The sequence below is a fragment of the Azospirillum sp. genome, from assembly GCF_035628975.1.
Taxonomy (GTDB): Bacteria; Pseudomonadota; Alphaproteobacteria; order Azospirillales; family Azospirillaceae; genus Azospirillum.
Map to the genome: position 1 here is coordinate 52687 of NZ_DASPIS010000097.1, position 12387 is coordinate 65073.

The following is a 12387-nucleotide window of genomic DNA, read 5'->3' on the forward strand; positions in this document are numbered from 1 at the left end:
GCGGCGCGGCTCAGTCTTCCAGCGGTTCGACGTCGACGCTGACGGTCAGGCCGTGGCCTGCGCCGCCGACCAGAACGCCGCGGGCCGGGCTGACATCGTCGTAATCGCGGCCCCAGGCGATGGTGATGAAGTCGCGGTTGGCGACGCAGGCGTTGGTCGGGCAGATGTCCAGCCAGCCGGCGGCGGCCCCGCACCAGACCGATGCCCAGGCATGGCTGACGTCCGCACCCACCAGCCGCGGCCGGCCCGGCGGGGGCAGGGTGCGCAGATATCCCGACACATAGCGGGCCGGCAGGCCCATGGCACGGACACAGCCGACGGCGATATGGGCGAAATCCTGACAGACGCCGCGGCGGTTGCGCATCACCGCCGCCAGCGGCGTGGCAACCGTCGTCGCGGCGGGGTCGAAGGCGAACTCCCGATTGATGCGGTTCATCAGGTCGATGGCCGCCGCGACCGCCGGACGGCCGGGGGTGTAGCTGCCCCGCGCATAGTCCAGCAGCTCCGGGCTGGAGGCGACCAGAGCGCTGTCGAAGCAGTATTGCGTGATCTCCGCGCCGTCATCCGGGCCGGACAGGCCACGCAGGCTGTCGCGCACATGCTCCCACGGGGCTGAGTCGTCGGGCGCCAATGCCGGCGGCTCGAACACCTCGACCTCGCTTTCCGCGATGACCGAGAAGGTCCGGTGCGGCTCCTGCACGGCGACATAGGTGACGGTGTTCCCGAAGTAATCCACCCGGTCCGACCGCACCGCCGGGACCGGATCGATGGTCAGCAGACTGCGCCGGATGCGCTGGCGCGGGTGCGGCCGGGCGGTCAGGTGCAGCAGATGGTGGGAGATCGGCACATCCTCGCCATAGTCGTAGGACGTGGCGTGGCGCACGCGGTAGCGGGTGGCGGAACCGCTGCTGCCGGGAAGCGGAGTGGGAGGGTTCATCGGGTCAGGCCGATCGTGCGAAGGCATGGCTGAAATAGGCATGCGCCAGGAAATTCGACACGTCCGGCAGCGACATCGCCAGCGTGTCCAGCAGCGCCCGCAACGCATCGCCGGAGGCCAGTGCGTCGGTCCGCTCCAGCCCGTTGCGCGCGGCGGCGACGATGGCCAGCGCCCCGCCGGTCGGATCGGTGCCGGTTCCGACGCCCTGGCTGGGCAGCGCCCGCAAGTGCCGGTCCAGTGCCGCCAGCTGGAAGGCCAGCGCGCGGGGATTAGCCTCCTCCCCCAGCAGCAGGTCGAGCACGGAACTGCGCTGGACGCTGGTCAGGTGGCGGGCGCGGTAGGTCATCACGCTCTCGCCCAATTCCAGCAGGACCGCCAGGGTGGCCGCCTGCATCGGCTCGTCCAGGCGGTCCAGGTCGGCGACATGGACGCCGCGCATCAGCGCGATCATGTGCAACGACCGTTCGATGCGCCGCCCGATGTCGAGGAAGCGCCAGCCGGCGCCGCGGGTCATGCTCTCCTGTTCCAGGCCGGAGAAGGCGGCCAGCGTGATCATCACGTCGTCGAGCCGCAGCAGGAGGGATGCCGCGTCCATCCGTCCCTTCGGCGGCAGGGTCTGGCGGTCGATGGCCGACACCACCCGCCACATGTCCATCGACAGGCGGTCGCGCACCGAATAGGCGGTGCGGTGCAGGCGCAGAACCTGGGCGCGCAGGCTGTTGGGATGGTCGGGGTCGTTCACCGCCGCGTGCAGCGCCTCGCGCAGGCCACGGTTGGCCCCGCTTTCCGTCACCTGCGCCATGTCGGCCGGGATCATCCCGAGAGAGCAGAGCAGGTCGAGCAGAGGGCGGAGCTGCAGGGTGGCGCCGGGCATGTTGCTGTCGATCAGCCGGCTCTGCGTCGCGCGCAGCAGGCGCAGCGCTCCCTCCGCACGTTCCGCATAGCGGCCGAGCCAGTAGAGGCCGTCGGCGACGCGGCTGGGCAGGTCGTTGGCGGACGGACGGGCGCCGCTGGCCGTCGGTTCCGTCGCCGGGGCCGGGCGCGGCTGGGTGGAGGCGACGTCGGCGCGCCGCGGCGCCAGGATCCAGGTGTCCTTGCTGCCGCCGCCGCTCTGCATCGACACCACCAGCCGGCCGGATTCGCTGGACACGCGAGTCAACCCGCCGGGCATGACGGCATAGCCGCCGCTGGGGGTGGCACAGAGGAAGACGCGCAGCACCAGCGGGCGCGGTTGCAGCCGGCCATCCTGCCAGACCGGGGCGGTGGACAACGCCATCTGTTCCTGCGCCACGAAATACCAGGGGCGGCGCTTGATCCGCTCGATCAGGGCCGACCGTTCGGCGGCCGACAATTGGGCGCCGAAGATCGGCTCGAAGGACAGCGAGGGGAAGGCTGGCTTGACCACCAGCCCGTCGAGATGGTCGATGACGTAGGCGCGCTCCGCGTCGTTGCCGCACCACCAGCTGGCGACGCCGGGCAGCCGCAGCTCCTCCCCCAGCAGATGGCGGCAGAGCGTCGGCAGCGACGACTTAATCGCCATCGATTCCATCAGGCCGGAGCCCAGCGCGTTCGCCATCACCACATTGCCGGCGCGCACCGCCTCGATCAGTCCGGCCACGCCCAGCGAACTGTCGGCGCGCAGTTCCAGCGGGTCGGCGAAGTCGGCGTCGAGCCGGCGCAGGATCACGTCCACCTGCTCCAGCCCGGACAGGGTCTTCAGGTACACGGTCCGGTCGCGCACCGTCAGATCCGCGCCTTCCACCAGCGTCAGGCCGAGGTAACGGGCGAGATAGACATGTTCGAAATAGGTCTCGTTGTAGGGACCGGGGGTCAGCAGGACCACGCGCGGCAGGCCGCGGGCGCCGTTGCCCCGGGGGGCGAGCGACAGCAGCGTTTCCTTGAAAGTGTCGAAGAAGCCGGTCAGCCGTTCCACCTGGCAATGGCGGAAGCTGTCGGGCAGCACCTTGGCGATCACCGCACGGTTTTCCAGCGCATAGCCGCTGCCGCTCGGCGCCTGGGTGCGGTCGGACAGCACCCACCAGCGCCCGTCCGGCGCGCGGGCGAGGTCGACGGCGTAGAAATGCAGGTGGACGTCGTTGGGCACGCGGATGCCGTGGACGGCGCGGCGGAATCCGGGGTCGGCATGGATCACCGACGGCGGCAGCCGACCGTAGCGGGTCAGGGTCTGCGGCCCGTAGAGGTCGGTCAGGATGGCGTTCAGCAGCGAGGCGCGCTGGATCAGCCCCGATTCGACAGCCTTCCATTCATGCGCCGGCAGCAGAAGCGGCATCATGTCGAGCGGCCAAGGGCGTTCCATCCCGTTGGGATCGCCGTAGATGTTGTAGGTGACGCCGTTCTGGTGCAGCAGCCGCCGCGCCTCTTCCCACCGTTCGGCCATCTGTACGGCGTCGAGAGGCCCCAGCGTGCTCATAAACGTTTGCCAGTGCGGCCGCAGCCGGCCCTGGCCGGTCACCATCTCGTCATAGACCTGGCCGGAGCCATAGCCGATGGCGTCAGCCTCGCCGAACAGCGACCCCTGTGTGAAGGGAACCGGCGGCATTCCCGACGGGACCACGGACGCCGGCGCGCGGAAAGGCTGATCGGGCTGGGACAAGGTCTGACTGATGCTTTTTGCCTATGAACGGAGCAACAGTCTGAACGTCCGCGTGCTGCGATGCAAGGCTGGCGGCCGGCGAACCAATCCGAAAGCGGAAAAGAGTTCGCAACGATCCATCCGTGGGCGGGTCGACCGGACGGCCCCTTTCCGAAAAAGAAAAGCCGGAGCGCCGCGTGAAGCGACGCTCCGGCTTGCCGGATGTTGCGGAAGACCGCCGGGGGGTCAGAGCGTCTTCAGGTATTCCAGCAGCTGCCAGCGCTGCGCGTCGGTCAGGCCGGCGCCGAACTCGTGGCCGGTGTTGCGGTTGCCGGGCTTCGCCGTGTCATAGACGAAGCTGGCGCCTGCCGCCGAGGAATCCACGCCGACCTTGACCGGGTCGATGGAGGTGCTGCCCATGCGGAAGGTCGCCGACCGCTGCGACGCCGGCAACAGCATCTCATACAGGCTGGGGACCGATCCGTTGTGCATGTAGGGCGCCGTCGCCCACACGCCGTCCAGCGGGCGGGCCTTGTAGGCCAGCAGCTGCTTGATGGTGCCGGCCAGAGCTTCCTCGTCGGAGGTGGCGCTGCCGGACGTGGCGGCTGCCGACGGAGCGGCGGCCTTCGCCTGCGCCTTCGCCGCGCTGCCGCCGGCCGGGACGGCGCCGACGGTCGGCTTGGTCTGGCCGCGGCCAGTCAGGGCGGCGATCACCTTCTGGTGGTCGGCCGTCTGCTTGGCGCCCGGCTTCACGAAGGGCGTGGTGTCGAGCGTGCCGCCCTTCGCCTGGGATTCCGGCGACCAGCCGCCGGGAGCGGCGGCGGTCAGCCACGGCGCCGGGGCATCGTCGCCCTTCATCAGGTCGAGCAGCAGGCCCGGTTCGCGCACCAGATCGCCGAGGATGGCGCCGATCACCGCGTTGGACAGCAGGTTGGCGGCGAGGTCCGGATTCTTCAGCGGCTTGCCGCCGAGGAGTTGCGGCGGCATGGCGACGTTGGCGATGGCGCCGGTGTCGACCTGACGGCACAGCGCATCGACCGCCATCTTCGGATCGGCGGCGTAGTTGACGGTGATCATCTTGGCGGCGACGGCGGCATCGACGCCCTTGGTGCAGATGGTGCCGAACGCGGCGATCACCGCCTTGGCATTGTCCGGCTGTGCCCAGTTGAACAGCGGCACCATCTGGATGGGGGCCGTGGTGTAGGTCTCGCCGCGCGGCAGGATGGCGTGGCAGCTCTCGCAATTTTCCTTGTAGATCGACTCGCCGGCCGCGGCCTTCACGATGTCGACGTTGCCGGCGAGGCTGTCCGGCCACACGGGCGAGCGCAGCTTGCGCAGCTGGTTTTCCATGTCGACCAGATTACGGCCGCGGACCGTGGACTTGTAATAGTAATGGGCGGCGTCGGCCGGCGGCTTCAGCGTCACCTTGCCGAACACGCCCAGCACCTCGCCGGCATTGCGGCCCAGCGCATCGAAGGCGGTGGCGTTCGGCAGCAGACCGTTCCACTGCACCCGCGGCTGGTGCGGCGCATCCCACAGGTAGGGATAGCTGACCGGGGCATTGGGCGCGCGGTTGTTCTTCGGCAGGTTCAGGTCGATCGCCGACACGCGGTTGAAGATCATGCCGAAGGCGTCGGTGCGCATCGGCCCCCAGGGCGTATCGGGGGTGCTGGCCGCGACGAATTCGCCGAACGACCGGTCGAAATCCTTCAGCGCGTTGTACAGCGCCAGCTTCTGCTGGTCGGTGGCGTTGGCGCCCAGCACGCGCGTGGCGAAGGGCTGGAAGGCGGCGTCGCTGGTCACGGTGGTATGGACCGCGTTGCTCAGCCCGCTGATGAAGCCGTAGAGGTCGCCGGTGGTGACCGCACCGTCGATGCGCATGGTCTTGCCGTTCACCGTCACGTCGCCGGTGTGGCAGGCGGCGCAGGTCATGCCGAACCATTCGGTCTTGTCGGGATCGACGTCCTTGACGAAGCCGACCGGCAGCAGATCGGGGTTCCAGTCGGCGGACGTGTTGGCGGGATAGCCGTAGCGGGTGATGCTCTTGACGAAGGGCTGCTTGGTCTGCGGATCCTCCAGCGCCATGAACCAGTCATAGCGCATGATCTGCGAACCCTGGGTGGTGGTGTAGTACCACTGGCGGGCTTCCTGAGACCAGCCCTGGTCCAGGTACCACAGGCCGTTGACCTCGGTCGGCGGCTTGACGGGCACGGGGCGGGGCGGCTTGGGCGGCTCGGCGCAGGAGGCGAGCAGCAGCGCGGTGGCGGCCAGGGTCGCGTAAACGGGAGTTTTCATCCCTATTGTTCCCTTATCGGTGGCTTGGCGCATGGGCCTTCGACCGAAGAGGGTAATACCGATAACATATGCGCGCGAAATGCTATCGCGTTATGACGCTGAAAAGTTGATGTCGCGATGGTCATGCAACCGTTCCCTCTCTGCGCGGAGGAGGGGAACGGTTGCATGGGACGGGGTGGGAGACCTAACCCCGCCGCAGATCCAGCGTCATCGGGAATTGCGGATTCCGCTCCTCCGCCGGGGCGTCCATCGGGCCGGGGGTGTGGCCGAAGGGGAAGAAGCGGGCCAGTCGCCGCCCCTCCGCCTCGTTGGCGTTGACCGGGAAGGTCTCGTAGTTGCGGCCGCCCGGATGCATGACGTGATAGGTGCAGCCACCGATCGACCGGCCGGCCCAGCTGTCGAGGATGTCGAAGATCAGCGGGGTGTGGACTGGGATCGTCGGGTGCAGGCAGGACGGCGGCTGCCACGCGCGATAGCGTACGCCGCCGACGAATTCGCCCTCCACCCCGGTCGGGATCAGCGGCACGCGCCGGCCGTTGCAGGTGATGACGTGGCGGGCGTCGATCAGGCCGGTGACGCGAACCTGCACCCGCTCCACCGAACTGTCGACATAGCGCACCGTGCCGCCGCCGCCCGGCTCCTCGCCCAGCACGTGCCAGGGCTCCAGCGCCATGCGCAGCTCCATGGTGATGCCGCGCTGGCTGACATGGCCGTAGACCGGGAAGCGGAAATTGAAGTGCGGCGCGAACCAGCCGTCCTCCAGCGGATAGCCGTGGTCGCGCAGGTCCTGCAGCACGTCGGCCATGTCCTGCTGGACGAAGTGGGGCAGCATGAAGCGGTCGTGCAGGTCGGTGCCCCAGCGCACCAGCCGGCCCTTGTAGGGGTGCTTCCAGAAGCGCGCGACCAGCGCCCGCATCAGAAGCTGCTGGGTCAGGCTCATCTCCGCATGCGGCGGCATCTCGAAGGCGCGGAACTCGACAAGGCCGAGGCGGCCGGTCGAGCTGTCCGGCGAATAGAGCTTGTCGATGCAGAACTCGGCCCGGTGGGTGTTGCCCTGCACGTCGACCAGCAGGTTGCGCAGCACCCGGTCGACCAGCCAGGGCGGGCAATTGCCGCTCGCCGTCGCTTGGTCGATCTGGTTGAAGGCGATCTCCAGCTCATAGAGCTGATCGTCGCGCGCCTCGTCCACCCGCGGGGCCTGGCTGGTCGGGCCGATGAAGAGGCCGGAGAAGACATAGGACAGGGCAGGGTGGTTCTGCCAGTAGGTGATCAGGCTGCGCAGCAGGTCGGGCCGGCGCAGGAAGGGGCTGTCGGCCGCGGTGGCGCCGCCCATCACGACATGGTTGCCGCCGCCGGTGCCGCAATGGCGCCCGTCGATCATGAACTTCTCCGCCCCCAGGCGGCTTTGGCGCGCATCCTCGTACAGGGCGATGGTGTTGCGCACCAGATCGTCCCAACTGTGGGCCGGGTGGATGTTCACCTCGATCACGCCGGGGTCGGGGGTGACGGCCATGGAGTTCAGGCGCGGGTCCTTCGGCGGCTGGTAGCCTTCGATGACCACCGGCATCTCAAGCTCGACCGCCGTCGCCTCGATCTCCGCCAGCATCGCCAGATAGTCTTCCAGCGTACTCATCGGCGGCATGAACAGGTGCAGGCGCCCGTTGCGCGCCTCGCAGCTCAGCGCGGTGCGCACCACCCACCAGGCCGACTTGCCCTGTTCAGGCAGTTCGTCGCGGATCTCCGCCATGATGCGCTGGCGCTGGGCGATCCGCTTGTCGGTGTGGACGCCGCGGTCGGAGTCCTGGACGGCACCGCGGATCTCCTGCCGGCGCTGGACCGGATGCGGGGGCAGGGGGCCGCGATCCTCGAAGGGATCGGTCTCCCAGGCATAGGGATAGTCGGACTTCGACACCCAGGGCAGGGAACCCAGCGGAAGGCGGTAGCCGACCGGGCTGTCGCCGGGGATCAGCAGCAGCTTCTCCTGGCGCAACGGCCATGTGCTGGACAGCCAGACCGGCCCCTGCTGGGTCATGCGGCGGTTGATCGGCATGACGAAGCCCACCGGCTCGTTCAGGCCGCGGGTGAAGACGCGGGTCAGCCGCTCGCGCTCCTCCTTGTCGTCGAGCTTGCTGTTCAGCGGATCGACATTGATCGGAAGCTGCGATTCCTTGCGCAGGTAGTGCCAGGGGTCCTCATAGGCGCCGAGCACGAGGTTCGGGTCGAGGCCCAGCCTTTTTGCCAGCGCCATCAGGAATACGCCGGCATCCTGGGCGGTGTGGCCGTAATCGGTGTCCTCGCGCGCCAGCAGGTCGCTGTTGGCCCACAGCGCCTCGCCGTCGCGGCGCCAGTAGAGCGTCATCGCCCAGCGCGGCAGCGATTCGCCGGGATACCATTTGCCCTGGCCGAAATGCAGCAGCCCGCCGGGGGCGAAGCGGGCCATCAGCCGGTGGATCAGGTCGGCTGCCATCTTCCGCTTCTGCGGACCCAGCGCCGTTGTGTTCCATTCCGCGCCGTCCATGTCGTCGATGGAGACGAAGGTCGGCTCGCCGCCCATGGTCAGGCGGACGTCCTCGGCCTTCAGAACCTCGTCCACCCGGTGGCCCAGCGCCTCGATCGACGCCCATTGCTGCGGGGTGTAGGGCTTGGTGACGCGCGGCGCCTCGTAGATGCGGGTGACCGACATCTCGTGGCCGAACTCCACCTCCGCCTCGTCGACGAGGCCCGAGATGGGGGCGGCGGAAGAGGCGTCGGGCGTGCAGGCCAGCGGGATGTGCCCCTCGCCCGCCAGCAGGCCGGAGGTGGGGTCCAGCCCGACCCAGCCGGCGCCGGGCAGGAACACCTCGGTCCAGGCATGCAGGTCGGTGAAGTCGCTTTCCGGACCGGACGGACCGTCCAGCGCCTTCTGGTCGGCGGTCAGCTGGATCAGGTAGCCGGAGACGAACCGGGCGGCGAGGCCGAGGTTACGCAGGATCTGCACCAGCAGCCAGGCCGAATCGCGGCAGGACCCGGTGCGCTTGGTCAGCGTCTCCGCGCAGGTCTGGATGCCCGGCTCCATCCGGATGACATAGCCGATGTCCTGCTGAAGCTGCTGGTTCACCGCGACCAGGAAATTGATGGTCGGCGTCTTGTCCCGCGGGATGTTCTTGAGGTAGGCGGCCAGTTCCGGTCCCGGCTCCTCCGTCTCCAGATAGGGCCGAAGCTCGCGCTGCAGCCAGTCTTCGTAGGTGAAGGGAATGTGGCTCGCCTTCTCCTCCAGGAAGAAATCGAACGGATTGATCGCGGCGATTTCGGCGACCAGATCGACCTCGACGATGAACTCGCGCGTCTTTTCCGGGAACACGAAGCGGGCCTGGAAGTTGGACTGCGGGTCCTGCTGCCAGTTCAGGAAATGCTGCTTCGGCGTGACCTTCAGCGAATAACTGAGGATCGGCGTCCGGCAATGGGGCGCCGGGCGCAGGCGTATGATCTGCGGCCCAAGGGACACCGGCCGGTCGTAGCGATAGATCGTCTTGTGATTCAGCGCGACGTGGATCGCCATGGAAAACCCCGCCTCATGCCTGTTCGATGATGTTCGCGCCGCGGTTTGGTCCGGGGTCGCCGTTGCAACGGTAACACCGATAAATCCGGCCCGACAGGGCGGCCCGGCCCCGATCCTACCGCAGTTGCGAAAAAGTCACGAAGTTGCCGATGACGTGCGCTGCGGCTTTCTTCCGTTCGCGTTACCCTCTATATCCTGAGCGAATGAGGTATCGCTGCGGCGGGGTCTCGCGTCTGGATGGTGTCGGTGGCGGCTTCTTCGATATTGGGCGGCAACCGTGGGGCAGGTGGCATGGGCGACGCAGGCAACGGCGGCGTCGGACGGGGCGTCGTCACCGGGAAATACTTCAATTTCAAGCCGCTGCCTCCGCCGGCGGACATACTGGGCAACCCGCTGGTCGTGCCCAACCTGCCGACGCACAAGCTGCCCAAGGAGACGTTCGGCAGCCGGGTGAAGCGCTTCCTCGCCCGGATGAACCTGGGCAGCCAATCAGCGGAAACCCGGCTGCGCTGGAAGCTGTACGACACCATCCAGGCGACCATGGCCTCGCTGTCGCCCGCCGTGACGCTGGTCGCGGAAAAGCGTGCGCCGGTGAAGCGGAAGAAGCTGTCGGTCCCGGTCGTCGTCGTGCGCCATCCGTATCACCTGCGCCATGTGTTCGAGATGCTGCCGAACATCCCCGACAGCCTGGCGGCGGAACGGCATTTCATCGAACTGCTGATGACCCGCGCGCTGAAGCGGTATGGCGAGCAGATGGCCATGATGAAGGGTAGCGCCTTTTCCTTCGAGCATGAGGCGCGGGAGTATTTCTTCACAGGCTTCAAGCTGGAAAAGCAGATCAAGAAGGTCAACAACCCTGACGAACGGTTCGCCGCGCTGCAGGCGATTCATACGAACTACTTTCATGGCCGGAACTATTATTACTTCGCGTTGCTGAGACGGGAGAAGCTGGCGCCGGACAACAAGCTGTTCATGCTGTTCGCCCGCGCTGTCTATTTCATGGCGCGGATCGATTGGAACGGCGAGCTGTTGGAGAAGCCGAACCCGCGCGCGCTGCCCAGCCGCGACGACATGCTGTTTTTCGTGGAGCGTGACAAGTCGGTCGTGACGCGCTATCGCACCGACCAGGATTTCCAGCGTCAGGTCAAGGCCGTGCTGGAAGCCTTCCCTGCTTCGTGACGTCCTGCTTCATCATTACCCAAGGTTTCCTGCCATGCCTGTGCTGTCCCTGGTGAGCGGTCTTCTGGCCGCCGGCTCCACGCTCGCGGTTCTGGCGGCGGCTCCGGCCCTGGCTGAAACGCCCGCCCCGGATGCCGCGGCGGCGACCTGCGATGCGGCGGAGACGCCGTCGGCGCAGTTGCTGTGCCGCGACGCCGGATTGGTGGCGGCGGGCGAGGCGATGGAGGTGGCGCTGGCGGCGCTGGGCGCAACCACCGACGCCACCGGACGGGCGGCGATCGAGGCCGGTCAGACCGTCTGGCGGGCGCGACGCAACGATGCCTGTCCGGTGACCGCCGCCGACCTTGCCGATGCCAAGGCGGCCAAGTCCCGCACCGACTGCCTGCTGCGCGTCACCCGCCAGCGTACTGCGGCGCTGGAGGCTGAACGTCAGGCGCGGTCGCGCCCTGTCGCCGATCTGCCTCTTGCCGTCACCGGAGCGGCTGCGCCGCGGTTCGTGGCGCCGCAGGCGGCGGTGCCGCCGATCAACCGCAAGGCGACGCTGGCGGCTCTGTCCGGGCGCTGGGCCAAGGCCGATCCGAACGACCGCACTGCCATCGACGATTGCCGCACGTCCTATCTGGAGATCGGCGCCGACCGGACCCTGACCGCCGTCGATGCGCGGGTGCCCCAGTTTCCGCTGACCGGGCGCCTGCCGGCCGAGGGCGACCCGGTACAGGAGGTGTCTGTGCAGCCCCTGCAGCCCGCCGAAGGGGCGGCGGAGGCGGCACCCGCGCCGCTGGCCACCCTGCGTCTGCTGCCCGCCGACTCGGCGCGCTTCGACCGGCTGATCCTGCGCATGGGCGCGCCCGCCACTTTCGCTGCGGAATTCGTCCGCTGCCGCTAGGTCTGTGACACGAGGAAACGCACCGTCATCGACAGCCGCTCTCCCGCCGGCAGGGCGATGACGCCGGCATCCGCCTCCTGCGGGCGGTTCAGCGCGTCGGTCATGTGGGTGACCGGCTCCAGGCACAGATAGGGCTCGCCGGGCGGGGCATAGACGATCAGATGGCCGACCGGCCCGTCGGCGAGCATGGTCAGGCGCAGCCGTTCCCGCGGACGGTCCAGCGTTGCGGTGCCCGACCATCCCGTGAAGCCGTTGTCCAGTACTGCATGGTCCATGACCACGCCGTGGCGAAAGTCCCAGGCGGCCGGCAGGGGGCGGCGGCGGGACGGCAGGATGGTGTCGTCATTGTCCCAGACGGCCCGGACATCGGCGGTGACGATGCTGCCTGGCGACTTGGCGAAATAGGGATGCAGCCCCAGCCCGGCCGGCATGTCGCTGCCGGACTCGTTGATCAGGTCGAGGGTGACGGTCAGCCCCTCGCCGTCGAGCGCCACGGTCTGCGTCGCGCGGTAGCTCCATGGCCAGTCGTCGGCGTGGTGGCTGAAGCCCATGCGGAGCGCATCGTCGGCCGCGGCCTCCACGGTCCAGGGGGTAGACCAGCCATGGCCGTGGATCCGGTGCGGCGATCCGGGATCGGTGGCGAGCACGACCTCCCGCCCCTGGAAGACGAAACGGCCGCCGCCGATGCGGTTGGAAAAGGGAACCAGCGGGAAGCAGGCCATATCCGGGGCGAAGCTGCCGGCCAGCGCGCGGTCCGGGGCGGGGCGGAACAGATCGACCGGACCATCGGAGGTCGACAGGCTCCAACTCGCCAACGAACCACCGATGTGCGGAGTCGCGGTGAGCGTCATGGCCCCGTGCCGCAACGCGATGATGGTGCTGGTCCGGATCATGCGCTTCTCCCATCGTCAGCGTCCCTATTTTTATCGCACATGCGAAGACCGAAAGGAACGGCCGCC

Annotated in this window: 7 protein-coding genes; 2 read left to right on the plus strand and 5 right to left on the minus strand. The window is 68.2% G+C overall.

The genetic code is table 11. The features are described from left to right. Positions 1-10 precede the first annotated feature (10 nt). From VD964_RS20920 to VD964_RS20935, 4 genes are all read right to left on the minus strand, one after another. Positions 11-937 carry a transglutaminase family protein gene (locus VD964_RS20920; RefSeq protein ID WP_324870426.1) on the minus strand — a complete coding sequence of 309 codons (927 nt, stop codon included), beginning with the start codon at positions 935-937 and terminating at the stop codon, positions 11-13. 4 nt (positions 938-941) lie between these two features. Continuing rightward, the gene (locus tag VD964_RS20925) at positions 942-3497 is read right to left on the minus strand and encodes a circularly permuted type 2 ATP-grasp protein (RefSeq protein ID WP_324870427.1); all 2556 of its coding nucleotides are present in this window, start codon (positions 3495-3497) and stop codon (positions 942-944) included. A 279-nt stretch (positions 3498-3776) separates the two neighbouring features. Beyond that, positions 3777-5825 carry a di-heme-cytochrome C peroxidase gene (locus VD964_RS20930; protein ID WP_324870428.1) on the minus strand — a complete coding sequence of 683 codons (2049 nt, stop codon included), beginning with the start codon at positions 5823-5825 and terminating at the stop codon, positions 3777-3779. Positions 5826-6009: 184 nt separating this feature from the next. Beyond that, positions 6010-9363, minus strand: coding sequence for a transglutaminase family protein (locus VD964_RS20935; RefSeq protein WP_324870429.1), 3354 nt, complete (start codon positions 9361-9363; stop codon positions 6010-6012). A 291-nt stretch (positions 9364-9654) separates the two neighbouring features. Between VD964_RS20935 and VD964_RS20940 the strand changes: the two genes are divergently transcribed. Both VD964_RS20940 and VD964_RS20945 read left to right on the plus strand, forming a co-directional pair. Then, on the plus strand, positions 9655-10542 hold the full coding sequence (locus VD964_RS20940) for a hypothetical protein (protein ID WP_324870430.1): 888 nt from the start codon (positions 9655-9657) through the stop codon (positions 10540-10542). Between the two features lie 34 nt (positions 10543-10576). Continuing rightward, on the plus strand, positions 10577-11428 hold the full coding sequence (locus VD964_RS20945; RefSeq protein WP_324870431.1) for a lysozyme inhibitor LprI family protein: 852 nt from the start codon (positions 10577-10579) through the stop codon (positions 11426-11428). Here VD964_RS20945 and VD964_RS20950 read toward each other — a convergent pair. Continuing rightward, positions 11425-12321, minus strand: a complete 897-nt coding sequence (locus tag VD964_RS20950) for an aldose 1-epimerase (RefSeq protein ID WP_324870432.1) — start codon at positions 12319-12321, stop codon at positions 11425-11427. The genes VD964_RS20945 and VD964_RS20950 overlap by 4 nt on opposite strands. Positions 12322-12387 lie beyond the last annotated feature (66 nt).

Coding starts and splice junctions, on each gene's coding strand:
- VD964_RS20920 (WP_324870426.1), bottom strand. CDS start 937: ATGAACCCTCCCACTCCGCTTCCCGGCAGCAGCGGTTCCGCCACCCGC.
- VD964_RS20925 (WP_324870427.1), bottom strand. CDS start 3,497: ATGCCGCCGGTTCCCTTCACACAGGGGTCGCTGTTCGGCGAGGCTGAC.
- VD964_RS20930 (WP_324870428.1), bottom strand. CDS start 5,825: ATGAAAACTCCCGTTTACGCGACCCTGGCCGCCACCGCGCTGCTGCTC.
- VD964_RS20935 (WP_324870429.1), bottom strand. CDS start 9,363: ATGGCGATCCACGTCGCGCTGAATCACAAGACGATCTATCGCTACGAC.
- VD964_RS20940 (WP_324870430.1), top strand. CDS start 9,655: ATGGGCGACGCAGGCAACGGCGGCGTCGGACGGGGCGTCGTCACCGGG.
- VD964_RS20945 (WP_324870431.1), top strand. CDS start 10,577: ATGCCTGTGCTGTCCCTGGTGAGCGGTCTTCTGGCCGCCGGCTCCACG.
- VD964_RS20950 (WP_324870432.1), bottom strand. CDS start 12,321: ATGATCCGGACCAGCACCATCATCGCGTTGCGGCACGGGGCCATGACG.